Source organism: Streptomyces sp. NPDC003697, from assembly GCF_053587115.1.
In genome coordinates this window covers 20,359-40,283 of the sequence record NZ_JBSFNN010000005.1, presented here as the reverse complement: position 1 = coordinate 40,283, position 19,925 = coordinate 20,359, and the positions used below count along the sequence as shown (strand labels likewise).

Genomic DNA, 19,925 nt, shown 5'->3' with positions numbered 1-19,925 from the left:
GCCTTCAGCTGACCGCCCGCCCTCGGCCGTCCGTCCTCACTCGTCAGTCCTCGCCCAGCAGTTCCCCACCGTCGGGGTGCTCCGTGTCGTCGCCCACCGTGAAGCCGATGACGGAGCCGCCGCCGGGCCGGCGGTGCGCGAACGGTGTGCCGTCGTGGGCCGTCGCCACCTCGCGCACGATGGACAGGCCGAGTCCGGAGCCGGGCAGGGAGCGGGCGTCGGGGGCCCGGTAGAAGCGGTCGAAGATGCGGGTCAGGTCGCCGCCGTCGACGCCGGGCCCGCGGTCGAGGACCTGCACGCGGACCGCACCGCCGGGCGTTCCCCCGGTGTGCGGCGGGCGGGACGGACCGGTGACGGTGATCTCGATGGGCGCCGTGCCGCCGCGGTCGAACTTCGCCGCGTTCTCCACGAGGTTCGACACGGCCCGCTGGAGCATCCCCGGGCGCCCGTCGGCGGTGGTGTCACCGCCGGCGCGGACCACGACCTCGCGTCCGGTGCGGCGGCGGGCGAGGCCCGCGACGTCCTCGGCGATGTCGGCGAGGTCGACCCGCTGCGGCGGCTCCGTGTCGGACTGGCCGGCGGCGAGGTCGACCAGCTCGTTGACCAGGTCCGTCAGTTCACGGGCCTCCTGCGTGAGGTCGGCGACCAGCTCCTCGCGGGTGGCGGGCGGCAGCTCGTCGATGCGGCGCAGCAGGGAGATGTTCGTCCGCAGGGAGGTCAGCGGGGTGCGCAGTTCGTGGCCCGCGTCCTGTACCAGGCGGCGCTGGTCCTCCTCCGACTGGGCGAGCCGGCCCAGCATGCGGTCGAAGGAGCGGCCGAGGCGGCCCACCTCGTCGTAGCCGGTGACGGGCACCTGGACGCCGAGCCGGCGGGTGCGGGCGACGTCCTCGGCGGCGGTGGTGAGGACAACGAGCCGGCGGGTGATGCGCCGGGCCAGCCACCAGCCGCACAGGCCCGCGGCCACCACCACGGCCCCCATCGTGATCAGCGTGCGCTGCTGGAGCGCCCGCAGCAGGTCCTCGGTGTCGCTGAACTCCTGCGCGACCTGCACGGCCCCGCGTCCGCCGCCGAGCGACACCGTGGCGATGCGGTACACGTCGGAGGAGACGACGACGTCCTCGTACTGGACGGTGCGCCCGGCCACCGCGGCGGCCGCGGCCGCCCGGTCCCGGGCCGTGACGGGAAGTGCGGGGCTGCCGTGGTCGACGATCACGCCGCCCGGGCCCAGCACCTGCACGTCGGTGCGACTCGGCCGGACGACCTCGTGCCCGGGTTGGGAGGAGGAGAAGTCCGCGGGGGTCCGCTGGTAGCGCCGCACCTCGTCCCGCACGTCCTGCACCACCTGCAGGAAGACGGACTGCTGGTCGACCCGTACCAGGCGGGCCGCCGAGCTGTACGACAGGATGCCGACCAGCACGGTGACGGCGGCCGTCACCACGGCGAACGACACCGCGAAGGTGGTCCGCAGCGACGACAGCCGGGGTCTGGGGCGCTCCGACAGCCGGCCGAGAGGGCCCACTCAGTCCTCCCGTAGGACGTAACCCACGCCCCGGACGGTGTGGATCAGCTGCGGCGCGCCCGGCTCGTCGAGCTTGCGGCGCAGATAACCCACGTACACGGCGAGGTTCTTGGAGCCCGGGCCGAAGTCGTAGCCCCAGATGCGGTCGTAGATGGTGGAGTGGTCCAGGACGATTCCGGCGTTGCGCACCAGCAGCTCGAGGAGTCCGAACTCGGTGCGGGTCAGCTCGACCTCCCGCCCGCCGCGCCAGACCCGGCGGGCCTGGAGGTCCATGCGGATGCCGGCCGCCTCGACCCGCCGGCCGGGCGGCTGCGCCGCCGCGGGCTGATCCCGCACGTACGTGTCGCCGGCGTTCCCGGCCCGGTTCGGGCCCGCGCCGCCGCCCGCGGAGGCCGGGGCCGCGCCGCCGGAGCCGACCGGGCCGGTACGCCGCAGCAGGGCGCGCAGGCGGGCGAAGACCTCCTCGACGTCGAACGGTTTGACGACGTAGTCGTCGGCTCCGGCGTCCAGGCCGGCGATCCGGTCGGCGGTCTCCACCAGGGCGGTCAGCATCAGGATGGGCGTGCGGTCGCCCTCGGCGCGCAGCACGCGGCAGACCTGGAGGCCGTCGATGCCGGGCATCATCACGTCGAGCACGAGGACGTCCGGCGGGGTCCGGTGGGCCTGCGCGAGCGCCTCGACACCGTCGGCGACCGCCGTCACCTCGTAGCCCTCCAGGGTGAGGGCCCGTTCCAGGGCGTGGCGGATGGCGCGGTCGTCTTCGGCGAGCAGCACGGTCTGAGGCACGCGTCCAGTCTGCCAAGGCCGCCGGCGGTGCGGCCCGGGCGAGCAGACGTACGATCACGCTTTTTACCCGGCTCTCACGGTGGGCCCGCGGCGGGGCGCGCCGTCCGCCCCGGGCGCCGTGGGGCGGACGGGGCGGGCGCCGTGGGGCGGACGGGGCGGGCGCCGTGGGGCGGACGGGGCGGGCGCCGTGGGGCCGAGCGCCCCCGGCGCCCGCGGGTGCGGGGCCGGGGCCCGGTGGCCGGCTGAACGGGACGACGGCCCGGCGCCCCGGTGGTACAAGACGAAGGCCCGGGGCCGACCGCCCCGGGCCGCCGCCTCACTTGCGCAGGGCCGCCAGCCGCTGTTCGAAGGGCACCACCGTGAACCCGCCGGGCCGGTCCTCCGGATCGGGCACCGGAGCGGGCACCGCGGGCGACGGGGACGGCGCGGGCGACGGCTCCGTCGGCGGCTTCACAACCTCGGCCTCCGCCCCGGCCGCCCGCCTCCCGCGCCCGGCCGGCAGCACCGTCATCAGGGCCGCCAGCTCGCCCGCCGCGCGGTCGATCCGCTCCGGCAGGCCCTCGGCGCCCCAGTCCTCCGAGGCGGCGTAGACGCCGGTCGGGACGACGACGGCCCGCAGGTGGGCGAAGAGCGGCCGCAGGGCGTGGTCGAGGACGAGGGAGTGGCGGGCGGTGCCGCCGGTCGCCGCGACCAGCACCGGCTTGCCCGCCAGCGCGTCCTGGTCGCGTACGCCGAGGACGTCGAAGAAGGACTTGAACAGGCCGCTGTACGAGGCCGAGAACACCGGCGTGACGACGACCAGGCCGTCCGCCTCCGTGACCGCGTCCAGCGCGTCCGCCAGCGCCGGTGCCGGGAAGCCGCTGGTGAGGTTGTGCGCGATCTCGACCCCGAGATCGCGCAGCTCGACCACCCGCACCTGGGCCGGGGTCCGCCCGGCGGTCGCCCGCGCCAGCCGGTCGGCCAGCAGCCGGGTGGAGGAGGGGGCGTTCAGCCCCGCCGAGACGACGACGAGCCTCATACGGAGGTCACCTCCCCGGCACCGGCCGTGGTGTCCTTCGCGGCCGCCAGGGACGCGTGGGTCGGCGCCTCCGGCACGCCGGCCGGGCGGTTCCTGGCGAACTCCTCGCGCAGCACCGGCACGACCTCCTCGCCGAGGAGGTCGAGCTGCTCCAGCACGGTCTTCAGCGGCAGTCCCGCGTGGTCCATCAGGAACAGCTGGCGCTGGTAGTCGCCGGCGTACTCCCGGAAGGACAGCGTCTTCTCGATCACCTGCTGCGGGGAGCCGACGGTCAGCGGGGTCTGGGCGGTGAAGTCCTCCAGGGAGGGGCCGTGCCCGTAGACCGGGGCGTTGTCGAAGTAGGGGCGGAACTCGCGCACCGCGTCCTGCGAGTTCCTCCGCATGAACACCTGGCCGCCCAGGCCGACGATCGCCTGCTCGGGCGTGCCGTGCCCGTAGTGGGCGTACCGGGCCCGGTACAGCTCGACCATCCGCTTGGTGTGGTCGGCGGGCCAGAAGATGTTGTTGTGGAAGAAGCCGTCGCCGTAGTACGCGGCCTGCTCGGCGATCTCCGGGGAGCGGATGGAGCCGTGCCAGACGAACGGCGGGACGCCGTCCAGCGGGCGCGGGGTGGAGGTGAAGCCCTGCAGCGCGGTGCGGAACCGGCCCTCCCAGTCGACGACGTCCTCGCGCCACAGGCGGTGCAGCAGCGCGTAGTTCTCGACGGCGAGGTTGATGCCCTGGCGGATGTCCTGGCCGAACCAGGGGTACACCGGGCCGGTGTTGCCGCGGCCCATCATCAGGTCGACCCGGCCGTCCGCGAGGTGCTGGAGCATCGCGAAGTCCTCGGCGATCTTCACCGGGTCGTTGGTGGTGATGAGGGTGGTGGAGGTGGACAGCACCAGCCGCTCCGTCCGTGCGGCGATGTAGCCGAGCATCGTGGTCGGCGACGACGGCACGAACGGCGGGTTGTGGTGCTCACCGGTGGCGAAGACGTCCAGGCCGACCTCCTCGGCCTTCAGCGCGATGGCGACCATGGCCTTGATGCGCTCACGCTCGGTCGGCGTACGGCCCGTGGTGGGGTCCGGCGTGACGTCGCCGACGCTGAAGATCCCGAACTGCATGGTCGCTCACCCTCCAGGTTGTTGATGATTCAACCATACCCCCCAACGGCCACCCGGCCGGCGGTATTCCAGCGGGGCCCGGCTCCCGGCTCCCGCCTTCCACCACCCGGCTCGCGCCACCCGGCACCCCGAGCTCGGCTCCTCCCCCACCCGGCACACCGGCCACCGCCCCGCCCCCTCCGTGCGAAGCTTCCCGCATGCCGATCCTCCGCTCCGCCGCGCTGTTCGCCGTCGCCGCCCTGTTCGAGATCGGCGGCGCCTGGCTGGTCTGGCAGGGAGTGCGCGAGCACCGGGGCTGGCTGTGGGCCGTCGGCGGCGTCCTCGCGCTCGGCGCGTACGGCTTCGTCGCCACCTTCCAGCCCGACGCCCACTTCGGCCGCGTCCTCGCCGCGTACGGCGGGATCTTCATCGCCGGTTCCCTGCTGTGGGGCGCGGTCGCGGACGGCTACCGGCCCGACCGCTGGGACCTGGGCGGCGCGCTGGTCTGCCTCGTGGGCATGGCCCTGATCATGTGGGCGCCCCGCGGCGGCGCCTGAGGCACCGGAGGGCGCCGGGACCGGGCGGACGGCGCCGGGAAGAGGCGGACGCCCGCGTTCCAGGGGCCGGACGGCCCGATCGCGGGCAGACACCCGTCACCTACCCTGGCACGGTCGAACCGCCGCAGCCCGAGGAGAGCCCCATGGCCACCGCAGCACCGTCCGCCGCCTCCCGCATCGCCGTCGTCACCGGTGCGAGCAGCGGCATCGGCGCCGCCACGGCCCGGCAGCTCGCCGCCGCGGGCCACCGCGTCGTGCTGACCGCCCGCCGCAAGGACCGCATCCAGGCGCTCGCCGAGGAGATCAACGCGGCCGGCCACTCGGCGACGGCGTACCCGCTGGACGTCACCGACCGCGCCGCGGTGGACGAGTTCGCCGGCGCCTTCACCACCGTCGGCGTCCTCGTCAACAACGCGGGCGGCGCGCTCGGCGCCGACCCGGTCGCCACCGGCGACCCGGACGACTGGCGCCGGATGTACGAGACGAACGTCATCGGCACCCTGAACCTCACCCAGGCCCTCCTGCCCAAGCTGGAGGCCAGTGGCGACGGGACGGTCGTCGTGGTGTCGTCCACGGCGGGCCACGCCACCTACGAGGGCGGCGCGGGCTACGTCGCCGCCAAGCACGGCGCCCACGTCCTCGCCGAGACGCTCCGACTGGAGATCGTCGGCCGGCCGGTCCGCGTCATCGAGATCGCCCCCGGCATGGTCCGGACGGAGGAGTTCGCGCTGACCCGCTTCGGCGGCGACCGGGAGAAGGCGGCCAAGGTGTACGAGGGCGTCGCCGAACCGCTCACGGCCGACGACGTCGCCGACACCATCACCTGGGCGGTGACCCGCCCCAGCCACGTCAACATCGACCTTCTGGTCGTCCGCCCCCGCGCCCAGGCGTCGAACTCCAAGGTGCACCGGGAGTCGTGACGACGACCGGGCCGCGGGGCGGGCACGCGGCCCGGCCGCAAGGGCGGGCGCGCGGCGGACCGGCGGCGGCTCGCCCCGGAGAAGGAGCGCGCGCCTTGAAGTGGACGCCCCGTCGGATCAGCCCTTCACGCACACCACCTGCTTGAGCTTCGCCACGACCTCCACCAGGTCCCGCTGCTGGTCGATGACCTGCTCGATCGGCTTGTAGGCGCCCGGGATCTCGTCGACGACGCCGGAGTCCTTGCGGCACTCCACGCCCCGCGTCTGCTCCTCCAGGTCCCGCACGGAGAAGCGGCGCTTGGCGGCGTTGCGGCTCATGCGCCGGCCGGCGCCGTGCGAGGCGGAGTTGAAGGACTTCTCGTTGCCGAGGCCCTTCACTATGTACGAGCCCGTACCCATGGAGCCCGGGATGATCCCGTACTCGCCGGAGCCCGCACGGATCGCGCCCTTGCGGGTGACCAGCAGGTCCAGGCCCTCGTACCGCTCCTCGGCCACGTAGTTGTGGTGGCAGGAGATCTCCGGCTCGAAGGCCGGCTTCGCCTTGTCGAACTCCTTGCGGACCACGTCCTTCAGAAGCGCCATCATGATGCTGCGGTTGCGCTTGGCGTACTCCTGCGCCCAGAACAGGTCGTTGCGGTACGCCGCCATCTGGGGCGTGTCCGCCACGAACACGGCGAGGTCCCGGTCGACCAGGCCCTGGTTGTGCGGGAGCTTCTGGGCCACCCCGATGTGGTGCTCGGCCAGTTCCTTGCCGATGTTGCGGGAACCGGAGTGCAGCATCAGCCACACCGCGCCGGTGGTGTCCGTGCAGACCTCGACGAAGTGGTTGCCCGATCCGAGGGTCCCCATCTGCTTCGCGGCGCGCTCCCCACGGAACCTCACCGCCTGCGCCACCCCGTCGAACCGGGTCCAGAAGTCGTCCCACCCCGCGGTCGCGAACCCGTGGAAACGCCCCGGGTCGACGGGGTCGTCGTGCATTCCCCGGCCCACCGGGATGACCTGCTCGATCCGCGAGCGCAGCCGGGACAGGTCGCCGGGGAGGTCGTTCGCCGTCAGGGACGTCCGCACCGCGGACATTCCGCAGCCGATGTCGACGCCGACGGCCGCCGGGCACACGGCTCCCCGCATCGCGATGACCGACCCGACGGTCGCACCCTTGCCGTAGTGCACGTCCGGCATGACGGCGAGGCCCTCGACCCAGGGCAGGGTCGTGACGTTCTGCAGCTGCTGCATGGCCGCGCCCTCGACCGCCGCCGGGTCCGCCCACATCCGGATGGGGACCTTCGCGCCCGGTATCTCCACGTACGACATATCGCCTCATTCCCCCGATGGGTCAACAGAAGTCTCGTATCGCAATACCGGCGCCGAGGTCGGCGAAAGGGACAGCGGACCGGCGTCCACGGCAGTGCGTGCGGTACACATTGTCTCCAGCGCGCGCCCCCGCCCGGCAAGCGAATAACCAGCGGGGACACTGGACCGACAGGACAGCGAACGACAGCGTCGAAGGGAGCCTGACCGTGCTGCGGAAGGCGTACGTACCCGGCACGGCCGCACTCCTCGCGGCGCTGCTGGCCGGCTGCACCGGCGGCTCGTCGGGCGACGGCGCGGCGGACGACGCCAACCCGGACACCGCGGGCACGGCCACGGCGGCGGCCCAGCCGGGCAAGTACCGCACGCTGCCGGAGCCCTGCGGCGCCGTCGGTCACGGCACCCTCGACTCGCTGCTGCCCGGCATCAAGCAGCTCACCGACCTGGACCAGCGCGAGAAGGCGTACGAGGGCGAGGCGACGCTCACCTACGACAACGACCGCAAGGTCGGCTGCCGTTGGAAGGTGGAGGCGACGGACGCCACGGACCACCTCTTCGTCGACTTCGAGCGGGTCGTCTCCTACGACAACGCCGTCAGCGACGACACCCAGGCCCAGCGGGTCTTCGCGACGAAGCAGGCGGCGGCGGACCTGCCCGAGCCCGTCTCCTCCGGCTCCGCGGCGGACTCCGGCTCCCCCTCCGGCGCGCGGGCCGGCGCCCCGGGCGCCTCCGGCGCGCCGGGCGGCCCCGCCTCCACCTCCTCCGCCCCGGCCTCCCCGTCGTCCTCCGCCTCGCCCTCCGCCTCCGCCTCCGCCTCCGCCTCCGCCTCCGGGGGACTGTCCTCGTCTCAACTCCAGCCGCGCACCCTGAGCGACCTCGGTGACGAGGCGTTCGTCGACGACGCGCTCGGCAGCTCGGGTTCGACGGCCAAGCAGCGCACCGTGACTGTGGCGTTCCGCACGTCCAACGTCGTCGTGACCATCGTGTACGAGGAGCAGCCGGCGACGGTCGGGGTGGTCCCGGACAGTGAGGAAATGCAGGACAAGGCCCGGAAACTGGCGGCCCGGCTGGCGGATTCGCTGGGCGGCTGACGGCCCGGCACGGGCACTTCGCCCCCGGACGGCATGCGCGGGAAGCGGAACCACACGGCTGACTCACCGCGTACCGTGGCCACTCGAACCCCCGGACCCCCGGTCCCGGTCCGATCGCAGGAACCACGAGCGTCATGAGTGAAGGAACCATGCAGCGAGCAGCCCAGCGAGACCTGCGGCAGTCCCCCACGCCTTCGGGACGGTCGGGGGACGGTCCGCGAGTGAAGCGTCTGAACCGCGTCCTTGTCTGCGCGGCCGCCGTCCCCGCGATGCTGGTGGCCGCCGGCTGTTCCTCCTCGGACTCCGGCTCGGCCGACGACGCCAAGAAGGCCGCGGGAAGCGGTACGACAGCGTCCGCGAGTCCGTTCCCGACGGTGCGGGCGGCGGCGTACGGCAAGCTGCCGGAGCCCTGCCGGGCACTGTCGGCGAAGACGCTCGGCGCGCTCGTCCCGAAGGGCCTGAAGTCCGCCAAGGAGGGCACCTCCAGCGACGTCTCCACGCGCGGCAGCTGCTCCTGGACCAGCCTGGACAACAAAGGGGTCAAGGGCTCGCAGTTCCGCTGGCTGAACGTCTCCCTGCTGCGCTTCGAGTCCGACGTCGCCCGCGGCGAGGGCGACCAGCAGGCGCGGGAGTACTACCAGCGGCAGATCAAGGACGCGCAGTCCGTGGCGGGCGGCGCGAACCGCACGTCGCAGCCGGTGGCGGGGACGGGCGACGAGGCGACGCTGGTGCGGTACGACCTGAAGAAGAAGGAAGGCACCTTCAAGCAGCAGACGGTCGTGGCGCGCGTGGAGAACGTCGTCGTCACCGTCGACTACAACGGCGCCGGCCTGGCCGGCGACAAGGCCCCGGACGCCGCAGCCCTGGCGAAGTCCGCCGAGCAGGCGGCCAAGGAGGCCGTGGCCGCGGTGGCGGCGGCCAACGGTGACGGCGTGGCGCCGGGGACGTCCTCGTCGCCGTCGGCGTCGAAGTCCGCGACGAAGCCGGCCCCGCCGTCGGCGTCCGCTCCGGCCAAGCCCTCGGCCTCGGTGTCCGCGTCGGCGAAGCCGTCCGCGTCGGTGTCCGAGGCGGCCGCGAAGAGCTGAACGGCGGCACGCCGGCACAGCGGAGCAACCGGACCGGCCACCCGTTCCTCGCACGGATGTGCCACTCTGTTGCGCGCAACAACACGCAATGGGAGGGGAGTACGGGTGGCCGCGCCACTGCAGCTGACTCGGATGCACCGCGTTCTCATCGGCGTGGTCGTGACCGGCGCCGTGATCATCGCCGGTATCGGCTTCGCGGGCTCGTACGCGGCCGTCCGCGAACTGGCCATCAAGAAGGGCTTCGGGAACTTCAGTTACGTGTTCCCGATCGGCATCGACGCCGGCATCTGCGTCCTGCTCGCGCTGGACCTGCTGCTGACCTGGATCCGCATCCCCTTCCCGCTGCTGCGCCAGACGGCGTGGCTGCTGACGGCGGCGACGATCGCGTTCAACGGCGCGGCGGCCTGGCCCGACCCACTGGGCGTCGGCATGCACGCCGTCATCCCGGTGCTGTTCGTGGTCGCCGTCGAGGCGGCCCGGCACGCCGTCGGCCGGATCGCGGACATCACGGCCGACAAGCACATGGAGGGAGTGCGCCTGACGCGCTGGCTGCTCTCTCCGGTGCCGACCTTCCTGCTGTGGCGCCGGATGAAGCTGTGGGAGCTGCGCTCCTACCAGCAGGTGATCAAGCTGGAGCAGGAACGTCTCGTCTACCGGGCCCGCCTGCGCTCCCGCTTCGGCCGGGCGTGGCGCCGCAAGGCCCCGGTGGAGTCCCTGATGCCCCTGCGGCTGGCACGCTACGGCGTGCCGCTGGCGGAGACGGCACCGGCGGGGCTGGCCGCGGCGGGCATCGAGCCGGCCCTGCTGCCCCCGGCCCCGCAGCCGGCGCTGACCGTAGGTCATGCGGCCGCGCCCGCGGGTGTCCCCGCCGGCGTGACCGCGGGCGGTGCCGGGGCGGCGCCGCCGGCCGACGGGTCCCCGGCCGTTCCGGCGGGGGGCCGGGCGCAGGCCGGTCAGCAGCGCCCGGAGGCGGCCGGGCCCCACGGCCCCGGCGGGTCGGCCGGCGCCGGGCAGGTGCCCGACGAGCAGAGCCCCTGGTTCCAGGCTCCCCGGCAGGTCGACTACCACGGCGGCTACGACCCCTCGTACGAGCCCCCGTACGACCCGTCCTACGAACCGGACGAGCAGTACGAGCAGTGGTACGAGGAGCAGCACCCGGACCAGTTCGAGCAGGCGGCCCCGCAGGAGCACCGGCAGCCGGCGGCACAGGGCCCCCGGCAGGCCGCCCCGCAGGGTGCCCCCGCGCCCGGCCCGGAGGACACCGGCACCTTCCCCATCCCGGCCGGCCCGAACCGCACCCGCCAGCTCGGCGAGGGCGGCGGCACCCCGCCCGTCGAGCCGGACGAGGAGGCGTACTACCAGGTCTTCAAGCAGTCGATCAACGGCAGCTACCCGACCCCGCGCGAGTTCAGCGACAACGTCGAGGCCACGTACGGCGGCCCCGTCCCGGACGCCGAGGCCAAGCGGATGGTCATGCGCTTCCAGAACCGCCACACCGCGGAACTGGAGGACGACCACATCGCGTAGGCGGCCGCGCGTACGACGAAGGGGGGCGCCCGGTGTTCACCGGGCGCCCCCTTCGTCACGGCGGATCGGGCCGCGTCAGTCCCCGAGCAGGGCCCGCACCCGCTCCTGCCCGACCGCGAGCAGCAGCGTGGGCAGCCGCGGCCCGGTGTCGCGGCCGACGAGCAGGTGGTACAGCAGCGCGAAGAACGACCGCTGGGCGGTCTTGATCTCCGGCGGCAGCTCCTTCGGCGTCGCGTCGGCGGGGAAGCCGGCCTGGACCTTGGGCACGCCGTACACGAGGTGCGTGAGCCCGTCGAGGGACCAGTGCTCCTCCAGCCCGTCGAGCAGCAGCCGGATCGATCGCCGGGACGGCTCGTCGAGCGACTTCAGCAGCTCGACGTCGGGCTCGTCGCGGACGATGGTGCGCTGGTCGGCGGGGACGTGGGTGTTGATCCACGCCTCGGCCTTGTCGTACCGCGGCCGGGCCTCGTCCAGCGAGGCGAGGGGGTCGGCCGGGTCGAGGTCGCTGAGGATCCGCAGGGCCTGGTCCTCGTGCCCGGCGGTGATGTCGGCGACCGAGGCGAGGGTGCGGTACGGCAGCGGCCGCGTCGTCCTCGGCAGCTCACCGGCGGCCGTGCCCACGGCCCGCGTGTACGCGGCGACGTCGCCGGGCAGGGCCGAACCTCCCCCAGTGCCTGACGCCTGGGCGGTACCCCCGGCGACCTTGGCGGCCAGGCGGTCCCACTCGTCGTACAGCCGCTGGATCTCCTGGTCGAACGCGACCTTGAACGACTGGTTCGGCCGGCGCCGCGCGTACAGCCAGCGCAGCAGCTGCGGTTCCATGATCTGCAGCGCGTCCGCCGGGGTGGGCACCCCGCCGCGGGAGGAGGACATCTTCGCCATGCCGGAGATGCCGACGAAGGCGTACATCGGGCCGATCGGCTGCTCCCCGCCGAAGAGCCCCACGATCTGCCCGCCGACCTGGAACGACGAACCCGGCGAGGAGTGGTCGACACCGCTCGGCTCGAAGATCACGCCCTCGTAGGCCCAGCGCATCGGCCAGTCGACCTTCCAGACCAGCTTGCCCCGGTTGAACTCGCTGAGCCGTACCGTCTCCGAGAAACCGCACGCGGTGCACGCGTACGTCATCTCGGTGCTGTCGTCGTCGTAGGCGGTGACGGTGGTGAGGTCCTTCTCGCAGTTGCCGCAGTACGGCTTGTACGGGAAGTACCCGGCGGAGCCGGAGCTGCCGTCGTCCTCGGAGGCGGCGCCCGAGCCCTCCTCGGCCTCCAGTTCGGCCGCGTCGGCCGGCTTCTGCTGCTTCTTGCCGGCCTTCGGCCTGGTCCGGTACTGGGCGAGGATCGCGTCGATGTCGTCGCGGTGCCGCATCGCGTGCAGGATCTGCTCCCGGTACGCGCCGGAGGTGTACTGCTCGGTCTGGCTGATGCCGTCGAACTCCACGCCCAGCTCGGCCAGCGAGGCGGTCATCGCGGCCTTGAAGTGCTCGGCCCAGTTCGGGTACGCCGAGCCCTTGGGGGCCGGGACGGAGGTGAGCGGCTTGCCGATGTGCTCCGCGTACGTGTCCTCGTCGACACCGTCGATGCCCTTGGGCACCTTCCGGTACCGGTCGTAGTCGTCCCAGGAGATCAGGTGGCGGACCTGGTGCCCGCGCCGGCGGATCTCGTCGGCGACGAGGTGCGGGGTCATGACCTCGCGCAGGTTGCCCAGGTGGATGGGACCGGACGGCGACAGCCCGGACGCGACGACGACCGGTTTGCCCGGGGCCCGACGCTCCGACTCCTCGATGACCTCATCCGCGAAACGGGAGACCCAGTCGGTGGTCTCGGTGCTCTGAGCCACGATCGGCACGTCCTCTTTTTGAAGGTTCTCTGGGGGTTTCTCCGGAGGTTTCTCCGTGAGCAGCCGGTACGGGTCGCACGGCTGACCGCTCTATTGTCCCAGCCGGGACCGCATCCACGAAAACGCCTCCTCACCGGCGCACCGCTGCCCTCGCCTGCTCGCGGACGGGGGCGCGGGGCGCGCGTCCACCCGGCGACCGCGAAATTCGCTTTACCCCCCGTGGGATACTGGCTGGGTCTATCTGTTCGTACGAGGAGAACGGCACCCACTTCTATGGCCTCGGTCACGTCCCTCACCGCCTCCGTCCACCAGCGCCTCGCGTCCGCCCTCTCCGCCGCCCTGCCGGAGACCGCCGACGCGGACCCGCTGCTGCGACGAAGCGACCGGGCGGACTTCCAGGCCAACGGGATCCTCGCCCTGGCCAAGAAGGCCAAGGCGAACCCGCGGGAGCTGGCCACGCGGGTCGTCTCCGAGGTCGTCACCGGTGACGTGATCGGGGACGTCGAGGTCTCCGGGCCGGGCTTCCTCAACGTCACGGTCACCGACCGGGCGATCACCGAGAACCTCGCGGCGCGCGTCGCCGACTCCGAGGGCCGGCTCGGCGTGCCCCGCGCGGATCACCCCGGCACGACGGTGATCGACTACGCCCAGCCGAACGTCGCCAAGGAGATGCACGTCGGCCACCTGCGGTCCGCCGTGATCGGCGACGCGGTGGTGCGGCTGCTGGAGTTCACCGGCGAGAACGTGGTCCGCCGTCACCACATCGGCGACTGGGGCACCCAGTTCGGCATGCTCATCCAGTACCTGGACGAGCACCCGCACGAACTCGACCACCGGGCCGGCGCGGTGACGGGCGAGGAGGCGATGTCGAACCTCGACCGCCTCTACAAGGCCGCGCGCAGGCTGTTCGACGCCGACGAGGAGTTCAAGACGCGGGCCCGGCGCCGGGTGGTCGACCTCCAGGCCGGCGACCCGCACACGCTCGCCACGTGGCAGAAGTTCGTGGACGAGTCGAAGATCTACTTCTTCTCCGTCTTCGACAAGCTGGACATGGAGGTCCGCGACGCCGACATCGTCGGCGAGTCCGGCTACAACGACATGCTGGAGGAGACCTGCCGGCTGCTGGAGGAGTCGGGCGTGGCGGTCCGCTCCGAGGGCGCGCTGTGCGTGTTCTTCGACGACATCAAGGGCCCGGACGGCAGTCCGGTCCCGCTGATCGTGCAGAAGTCGGACGGCGGCTACGGCTACGCGGCCACCGACCTGTCGGCGATCCGGGACCGCGTGTTCCAGCTGAAGGCGGACAGGCTGCTGTACGTGGTGGACGCCCGGCAGGCGCTCCACTTCCGGATGGTCTTCGAGACGGCCCGCCGCGCCGGCTGGCTGAACGACGAGGTGACGGCCTACCAGCTGGCCTTCGGCACGGTCCTCGGCAAGGACGGCAAGCCGTTCAAGACGCGTGAGGGCGAGACGGTCCGGCTGGTGGACCTGCTCGACGAGGCGATCGAGCGGGCGTCGGCGGTCGTCCGGGAGAAGGCGCAGGACCTGTCCGAGGAGGAGATCGCCGAGCGGGGCGCCCAGGTCGGTATCGGCGCGGTGAAGTACGCGGACCTGTCCACGTCGGCGAGCCGGGACTACAAGTTCGACCTGGACCAGATGGTCTCGCTGAACGGCGACACCTCGGTCTACCTGCAGTACGCCTACGCCCGGATCCGGTCTATCCTCCGCAAGGCCGGGGACCTCCGCCCGGCGGCCCACCCGGAGCTCGGGCTGACCCCGGCGGAGCGAGCGCTGGGCCTGCACGTCGACGCCTTCGCGGAGGCGGCCGGGGATGCGGCCGCGGAGTACGCCCCGCACAAGCTGGCCGCCTACCTGTACCAGCTGGCGTCGCTGTACACGTCGTTCTACGACAAGTGCCCGGTGCTGAAGGCCGAGACGCCGGAGCAGGTGGAGAACCGTCTGTTCCTGTGCGACGTCACGGCCCGCACCCTGCACCAGGGCATGGCCCTCCTGGGTATCCGCACGCCCGAGCGCCTCTGACGGGGGGCCGGGCCGCCCTCGGGGGCCTGCCGGGAAACAGGGCTCCGCGCTCTGCGTCCCGGCAGCCCCGCGCCGTGACCATGCTGGGCGAAACCCTCGACCCCACGGTCTCGGTCCGTGCGAGTGGCTCCGCGGCATCCGGCCACGGAGCCCGTGCGGGAACCCGTTGGCGGACCGCCCTGGACGCGCCACGGGGCGGAGGGCGGGAACCGGATCTTCGACCGTCACCTTCAGGTGAGGCCGCCATCGACGTGGGCGGCCGGGAACCGATGGAACGCCGACCGTGCCGGCGGAATCGGACGTGAAGATGTGTCACGTGTACGTCTCCGTCACGCCGGCCGACATGATCGGGGTCAAGTGGTCGCGGTGGAGACCGCGTTGTCAGTGGCCGCCCCTACAGTCACCGGCATGGCGACTCTTCCCAACCCGCTGCCCCGGCTGGCGACCGACCCGAGCGGACGCTCGCTCGGGCTGCAACTCCCTCCCGGGACCCTGGTGGACGCGACCGACGACGGCTCGTGGCACGAGCCGCTGCTCTGGTACGCCGGCCGGGCGGCGTCCCCGGGCAACTGGGCGGCGCTCGGCGCGACCGCCGCGCGGGCCGGCCTGCTCCCGGTGCTCGTCGACGTCGCCGGGAGCGGGGGCGGGCCGGAGCAGTGGGACCTGATGCCCGCAAGGATGTCGTATCCCGGTGACCACGACGCCGAGGAGGTGCTGGCCGACCTCTGGGAGTCGTACGCCGAGGACGCACCGGATCCCGGCGAGGACCACCCCGGCAAGGACGGGGCCGTCGAACTCCTCGGTGAACCGGAGCCGTACGACGAGGTGGTGGCCCCCTTCGGCGCCGCCTGGCCGGGCCTCGCCCCGGCCGGGGTGCTCGCCGCCGCACCGGAGGTCCGGGCGGCAGAGGCCGCGGACTCCCTGACCGGCGGCAGCCGCGACTGGTTCAAGGAGCCACGTCTGGCCCTGGTGCCGGCCCGCCGCTCCGCCGACATCCCGGCAGCCGTCGGCTGGACCGGCCCGGTCGACCACGAGAGCGACGTGGCCGTCCTCTGCTCGGTGCTGCGGTCCTGGGAGGACCGCTTCGGCATACGGGTCGTGGCCCTCGGCTTCGACGCTCTCGTCGTCTCCGTGGCGGCCCCGCCCACCACGCTCGCCGAGGCGCAGCGGATCGCGGCGGAGCACTTCGTGTTCTGCCCGGACAACGTCTCCCAGGGCGAGCACCGGACGCTGCGCGGCTACGCCGAGGGCCTCGTCGGTGAGACGGTGTGGTCCTTCCGGTGGGACTGACCGCTCACCGCCGCGCGGCGGCCGCCGCGGGCACCGGCGGCGCCGGCGGCGGCCCGTGGGGTCAGCGCAGCTTCTGCGCGACCTCGACGGCCCAGTAGGTGAGGATGTTGCGCGCCCCGGCCCGCTTGATGCCGGTCAGCGTCTCGAGGATCGCACGGTCCCGGTCGATCCAGCCGCGCTCGGCGGCGGCCTCGATCATCGAGTACTCGCCGGAGATCTGGTACGCGGCCACCGGCACGTCCGCGGCGTCGGCGACGCGGGCCAGGACGTCGAGGTAGGGACCGGCCGGCTTGACCATCACCATGTCGGCGCCCTCCTCCAGGTCGAGGGCCAGCTCCCGCAGCGACTCGCGCAGGTTGGCGGGGTCCTGCTGGTAGGTCTTGCGGTCGCCCCGCAGGGACGATCCGACGGCCTCCCGGAAGGGCCCGTAGAAGGCGGAGGAGTACTTGGCGGTGTAGGCGAGGATCGCCACGTCGTCGCGGCCGATCTGGTCGAGCGCGTCGCGGATGACGCCGATCTGGCCGTCCATCATCCCGCTGGGGGCGACGACGTGGGCGCCGGCGTCGGCCTGGACCTGCGCCATCTCGGCGTACCGCTCCAGAGTCGCGTCGTTGTCGACACGGCCCTCGGCGTCGAGCACACCGCAGTGCCCGTGGTCGGTGAACTCGTCCAGGCACAGGTCGGACATGACGAGCAGGTCGTCGCCGACCTCGGCCCGCACGTCCCGCAGGGCGACCTGCAGGATTCCGTCCGCGTCGGTGCCGCACGTCCCGTTCCCGTCCTTCTTGGCCTCCTCGGGCACGCCGAACAGCATGATCCCGGAGACCCCGGCCGCCACGGCGTCGGCCGCCGCCTTCTTCAGGCTGTCCCGCGTGTGCTGCACGACGCCGGGCATCGCCTCGATCGGCACCGGCTCGCCGATGCCCTCGCGCACGAACGCGGGCAGGATGAGGTCAGCCGGGTGCAGCCTGGTCTCGGCGACCATGCGGCGCATGGCGGGGGTGGTGCGCAGCCGCCGGGGACGCGTACCGGGGAAGGATCCGTACTTCGTCATACCTCCTACGCTACGCCCGGCCGGACCCCCCTTTTGCCGACGCCGTGTCGACCACCGACAGCCGAGCGGGCACCCGTTCGGGGGCGGTTTCCCGGTCGCACCCCGGCCCCCGGCCGGGGCGTCCAAGCTGCCCGGCGGACGCCAGAGCCGGGCCGCCGGACACCGCGCGGCCGGCTCCGCGGACTCCCGCGGCCGCCTCCGCCGGCCGCGGGACGTGGCCCGACGGCTCCGGCGAGGTGCGCCGCACCCCGTTCAGGGAACCCGGCGGCCAACGACAGGGAGACAGGAAGGGAAGCCCATGTCCAAGCCCCCGCTGCCGCCCGCGGCCGAAGAGATGCTGCGTCACCCCAACCCGTGCGTGATAGCCACCCTGCGCCAGGACGGCGCCCCGGTGACCACACCCACCTGGTACCTCTGGGAGGACGGCCGCGTCCTCCTGAACATGGACGAGGGCCGGGTCCGCCTGGAGCACCTGCGCCGCGACCCGCGGGTGTCCCTCACCGTCCTCGACCGGGACGACTGGTACACGCACGTCACCCTCATCGGCCGGGTGACCGAGATACACGAGGACAAGGGCCTGGCCGACATCGACCGCCTCTCCACGCACTACACCGGACGGCCCTACCCGGACCGGGGGCGCACCCGGTTCAGCGCCTGGGTCGAGGTCGAGCGCTGGCACGGCTGGGGCGCGCACAAGGACACCGACCAGGCGGGGTGAGACCCGGTGGAGGGCCGGGATCACCGGCCCGCGCGCACCCGCACGCCCCGGGCAGCGGGTCCGGCACACCGCCGCCCCGCCTGTCCGGGCACCCGTAGTCGAACGGAAGGCCCGACACGTGATCGACGAAACCCATCTCGCAGAGCTGCTCGCCGCGCCGGACGACGACGCCGCGCTGATCCTGCTCGAGGGCAGGGCCCAGGTGGTCGACGCAGCCTCGCTCACGCAGGAGGACCACGCGGGAGCCGCGGTCCTTCTCACCCGGGCGGAGCTGGTGGACCGTCTGGGCACGGCCACGCCGGCCGGGCACGAGGTGCGCCTGTTCGCGCAGACGCTCAGTGACACGGCCGGGAAACTCGGCGCGTGACGGCCCCCGGGAGCTGACCGGCAGGCAGGGACCCGGCGAGTGGCGCCCGCCCCGTTTGCGCATTCCCGCGGCAGGGGCGAGTCTGCTGACGGGGCGGCATCCCGAGCTCACCACCGCTTGCCCTCGGCCCGGGTCCCCACCGGATTCGAACCCGTGAGCGGGGTACTGGAGGGATCGTCGTCCAGCGCCAGGGGAAGCGGACGGGCCGCCGTCGTGATCCTCCGGCTGCGGGAGAGTGCTCGTGTACGACATCGCTGTTGCCTCCGGCCCCTGGCCCGCGCTGGTGCTGGCGCGAGCGGCCACGGAGGGCGACCTGTCCGCCGCCCGGGCGCAGATGGGCTTCTCCCTGGCCTGGCACATCATCGTCGCCTGCCTCGGGGTCGGCCTGCCCGCGCTCACCCTGCTCACCGAGTGGCTCGGCATCCGCCGCGACAGCCCGGCGCTGCAACTGCTGGCGCGGCGCTGGGCGCGGGCCATGGGCGTGCTCTTCGCGGTGGGTGCCGTCTCCGGCACCATCCTCAGCTTCGAGATGGGCCTGCTCTGGCCCGGCCTGATGGGGCGGTTCGGCCAGGTCATCGGGCTGCCCTTCGCGCTGGAGGGCATCGCCTTCTTCATCGAGGCGATCTTCCTCGGCATCTACCTGTACGCCTGGGACCGGCTGCCGCCGCGCAAACACCTGCTCACCGGGATCCCCATCGTGATCGCCGGCACCGCCTCGGCGTTCTTCGTGGTCTGTGCGAACGCCTGGATGAACCAGCCCCGCGGATTCACCCTGCGGGACGGCAAGGTCGTGCGCGTGGACCCGTGGGCGGCGATGCTCAACCCGGCGAGCCCACCGCAGACGGTGCACATGATCCTGGCCGCGTTCATGGTGGCGTCGTTCCTGACCGCGGCCGTCTACGCGGTGGCGCTGCTGCGGGGCCGCCGCGACGCGTACCACAAGGCGGGCTTCGCCATCCCGTTCACCGTCGGGGCGGTGGTGGCCCCGTTCCAGATCGTGGTGGGCGACTGGGCCGCCCGCTTCCTGTCCGACTTCCAGCCCGCCAAGCTGGCGGCCATCGAGGGCGTGTACCGCACCGGCTCCCACGTCCCGCTGACCATCGGCGGGATCGCCGTCGACGACCGGCTGAAGTACGGGCTGGAGATCCCCAACGGGCTGTCCCTGCTCGTCGGCTACCGGGCCGACACCGTGGTGCAGGGGCTGGACCGGGTGCCCCGCAGCCAGTGGCCCGCGGTGACCGCCGTGCACTGGGCGTTCGACCTCATGGTGGGCGTCGGCTTCTTCCTGCTGGCGCTCGGTGCGTGGCTGCTGCTGGCGTGGTGGCGCACCCGGCGCTCCGGCGGCGAACTGCTCGACCGGCGCGGGAGCCGGCTGCTGCTGGCGCTCGTCGCGCTCGCCGGCCCTGCGTCCGTGGTGGCGCTGGAGAGCGGCTGGACCGTCACCGAACTGGGCCGGCAGCCGTGGATCGTGTGGGGCGTGATGAGCGTGCGCGACGCCGTCAACCCGGCGCCCGGGCTGATGGCGGGCCTGTGGCTGGTGCTCGTGGTCTACGCCGCCATGACCGTCGCCACGGTGTACGTGCTGCGCCGCCTGGCCCGCGACAGGCCCGTACCGGTCACTCCCGAGGAGTCGGACGTGCGCAGCTACCCCGTCGTCTGACGGGGGAGGCGCCCGGCGGGCACAGGCGCCCCCGGCGCCCCGCCGGCACCGTCACCCGCCCCTCGCC

Annotated in this window: 17 protein-coding genes; 10 read left to right on the top strand and 7 right to left on the bottom strand. The window is 73.1% G+C overall.

Annotation, left to right across the window (positions count from 1 at the left end; genetic code table 11):
- Positions 1–43: 43 nt before the first annotated feature.
- The 4 genes from ACWDNY_RS03235 to ACWDNY_RS03220 all read right to left on the bottom strand — a co-directional run bounded on the left by ACWDNY_RS03235 (position 44) and on the right by ACWDNY_RS03220 (position 4,426).
- Complete coding sequence (locus ACWDNY_RS03235) at positions 44–1,519, bottom strand: HAMP domain-containing sensor histidine kinase (RefSeq protein WP_451643981.1); 1,476 nt, start codon at positions 1,517–1,519, stop codon at positions 44–46.
- Entirely contained in the window at positions 1,520–2,305 is a 786-nt protein-coding gene (locus tag ACWDNY_RS03230) for a response regulator transcription factor (protein ID WP_451643980.1), read from the bottom strand.
- Between the two features lie 316 nt (positions 2,306–2,621).
- Entirely contained in the window at positions 2,622–3,323 is a 702-nt protein-coding gene (locus tag ACWDNY_RS03225) for a CE1759 family FMN reductase (RefSeq protein WP_451643979.1), read from the bottom strand.
- Entirely contained in the window at positions 3,320–4,426 is a 1,107-nt protein-coding gene (locus ACWDNY_RS03220; RefSeq protein WP_451643978.1) for an LLM class flavin-dependent oxidoreductase, read from the bottom strand. The genes ACWDNY_RS03225 and ACWDNY_RS03220 overlap by 4 nt, the downstream gene beginning before the upstream one ends.
- A gap of 197 nt (positions 4,427–4,623) precedes the next feature.
- Here ACWDNY_RS03220 and ACWDNY_RS03215 point away from each other — a divergent pair, with 197 nt between their 5' ends.
- Positions 4,624–4,962 carry a YnfA family protein gene (locus ACWDNY_RS03215; protein ID WP_451643977.1) on the top strand — a complete coding sequence of 113 codons (339 nt, stop codon included), beginning with the start codon at positions 4,624–4,626 and terminating at the stop codon, positions 4,960–4,962.
- Positions 4,963–5,105: 143 nt separating this feature from the next.
- On the top strand, positions 5,106–5,882 hold the full coding sequence (locus ACWDNY_RS03210) for an SDR family NAD(P)-dependent oxidoreductase (protein WP_451643976.1): 777 nt from the start codon (positions 5,106–5,108) through the stop codon (positions 5,880–5,882).
- Positions 5,883–5,999: 117 nt separating this feature from the next.
- Here the strand turns inward: ACWDNY_RS03210 and ACWDNY_RS03205 are convergent, their stop codons facing one another.
- Entirely contained in the window at positions 6,000–7,193 is a 1,194-nt protein-coding gene (locus ACWDNY_RS03205; RefSeq protein ID WP_451643975.1) for an RtcB family protein, read from the bottom strand.
- A gap of 206 nt (positions 7,194–7,399) precedes the next feature.
- Here ACWDNY_RS03205 and ACWDNY_RS03200 point away from each other — a divergent pair, with 206 nt between their 5' ends.
- The 3 genes from ACWDNY_RS03200 (at position 7,400) to ACWDNY_RS03190 (ending at position 10,893) form a co-directional block, all read left to right on the top strand.
- Positions 7,400–8,281, top strand: a complete 882-nt coding sequence (locus ACWDNY_RS03200; RefSeq protein WP_451643974.1) for a DUF3558 domain-containing protein — start codon at positions 7,400–7,402, stop codon at positions 8,279–8,281.
- A gap of 134 nt (positions 8,282–8,415) precedes the next feature.
- Positions 8,416–9,366, top strand: a complete 951-nt coding sequence (locus ACWDNY_RS03195) for a DUF3558 family protein (RefSeq protein WP_451643973.1) — start codon at positions 8,416–8,418, stop codon at positions 9,364–9,366.
- 132 nt (positions 9,367–9,498) lie between these two features.
- A complete protein-coding gene (locus ACWDNY_RS03190) occupies positions 9,499–10,893 on the top strand; it encodes a DUF2637 domain-containing protein (RefSeq protein ID WP_451644063.1) in 1,395 nt (464 codons plus the stop codon).
- 75 nt (positions 10,894–10,968) lie between these two features.
- Here the strand turns inward: ACWDNY_RS03190 and lysS are convergent, their stop codons facing one another.
- Entirely contained in the window at positions 10,969–12,741 is a 1,773-nt protein-coding gene (gene lysS, locus ACWDNY_RS03185) for a lysine--tRNA ligase (RefSeq protein WP_451643972.1), read from the bottom strand.
- A 264-nt stretch (positions 12,742–13,005) separates the two neighbouring features.
- Between lysS and argS the strand changes: the two genes are divergently transcribed.
- Positions 13,006–14,769 (top strand): arginine--tRNA ligase, encoded by a 1,764-nt coding sequence (gene argS / locus ACWDNY_RS03180; RefSeq protein WP_451643971.1) that lies wholly within the window; start codon positions 13,006–13,008, stop codon positions 14,767–14,769.
- Positions 14,770–15,177: 408 nt separating this feature from the next.
- Positions 15,178–16,059 (top strand): DUF4253 domain-containing protein, encoded by an 882-nt coding sequence (locus ACWDNY_RS03175; RefSeq protein ID WP_451643970.1) that lies wholly within the window; start codon positions 15,178–15,180, stop codon positions 16,057–16,059.
- Positions 16,060–16,120: 61 nt separating this feature from the next.
- Here ACWDNY_RS03175 and hemB read toward each other — a convergent pair whose 3' ends face one another.
- Positions 16,121–17,113, bottom strand: a complete 993-nt coding sequence (gene hemB / locus ACWDNY_RS03170; RefSeq protein ID WP_451643969.1) for a porphobilinogen synthase — start codon at positions 17,111–17,113, stop codon at positions 16,121–16,123.
- A gap of 298 nt (positions 17,114–17,411) precedes the next feature.
- Here hemB and ACWDNY_RS03165 point away from each other — a divergent pair, with 298 nt between their 5' ends.
- The 3 genes from ACWDNY_RS03165 (at position 17,412) to ACWDNY_RS03155 (ending at position 19,858) form a co-directional block, all read left to right on the top strand.
- A complete protein-coding gene (locus tag ACWDNY_RS03165) occupies positions 17,412–17,831 on the top strand; it encodes a PPOX class F420-dependent oxidoreductase (RefSeq protein WP_451643968.1) in 420 nt (139 codons plus the stop codon).
- A gap of 118 nt (positions 17,832–17,949) precedes the next feature.
- Positions 17,950–18,198 (top strand): hypothetical protein, encoded by a 249-nt coding sequence (locus tag ACWDNY_RS03160; RefSeq protein WP_451643967.1) that lies wholly within the window; start codon positions 17,950–17,952, stop codon positions 18,196–18,198.
- A 241-nt stretch (positions 18,199–18,439) separates the two neighbouring features.
- Complete coding sequence (locus tag ACWDNY_RS03155; protein WP_451643966.1) at positions 18,440–19,858, top strand: cytochrome ubiquinol oxidase subunit I; 1,419 nt, start codon at positions 18,440–18,442, stop codon at positions 19,856–19,858.
- The last annotated feature ends 67 nt before the right edge of the window (positions 19,859–19,925 follow it).

Excerpts from the sequence above, each read along its gene's own strand:
- ACWDNY_RS03215 (WP_451643977.1), top strand. The coding sequence starts at position 4,624 with ATGCCGATCCTCCGCTCCGCCGCGCTGTTCGCCGTCGCCGCCCTGTTC.
- ACWDNY_RS03210 (WP_451643976.1), top strand. The coding sequence starts at position 5,106 with ATGGCCACCGCAGCACCGTCCGCCGCCTCCCGCATCGCCGTCGTCACC.
- ACWDNY_RS03165 (WP_451643968.1), top strand. The coding sequence starts at position 17,412 with ATGTCCAAGCCCCCGCTGCCGCCCGCGGCCGAAGAGATGCTGCGTCAC.
- hemB (WP_451643969.1), bottom strand. The coding sequence starts at position 17,113 with ATGACGAAGTACGGATCCTTCCCCGGTACGCGTCCCCGGCGGCTGCGC.
- ACWDNY_RS03205 (WP_451643975.1), bottom strand. The coding sequence starts at position 7,193 with ATGTCGTACGTGGAGATACCGGGCGCGAAGGTCCCCATCCGGATGTGG.
- ACWDNY_RS03225 (WP_451643979.1), bottom strand. The coding sequence starts at position 3,323 with ATGAGGCTCGTCGTCGTCTCGGCGGGGCTGAACGCCCCCTCCTCCACC.
- argS (WP_451643971.1), top strand. The coding sequence starts at position 13,006 with ATGGCCTCGGTCACGTCCCTCACCGCCTCCGTCCACCAGCGCCTCGCG.
- ACWDNY_RS03220 (WP_451643978.1), bottom strand. The coding sequence starts at position 4,426 with ATGCAGTTCGGGATCTTCAGCGTCGGCGACGTCACGCCGGACCCCACC.
- ACWDNY_RS03175 (WP_451643970.1), top strand. The coding sequence starts at position 15,178 with ATGGCGACTCTTCCCAACCCGCTGCCCCGGCTGGCGACCGACCCGAGC.
- ACWDNY_RS03195 (WP_451643973.1), top strand. The coding sequence starts at position 8,416 with ATGAGTGAAGGAACCATGCAGCGAGCAGCCCAGCGAGACCTGCGGCAG.
- ACWDNY_RS03190 (WP_451644063.1), top strand. The coding sequence starts at position 9,499 with ATGCACCGCGTTCTCATCGGCGTGGTCGTGACCGGCGCCGTGATCATC.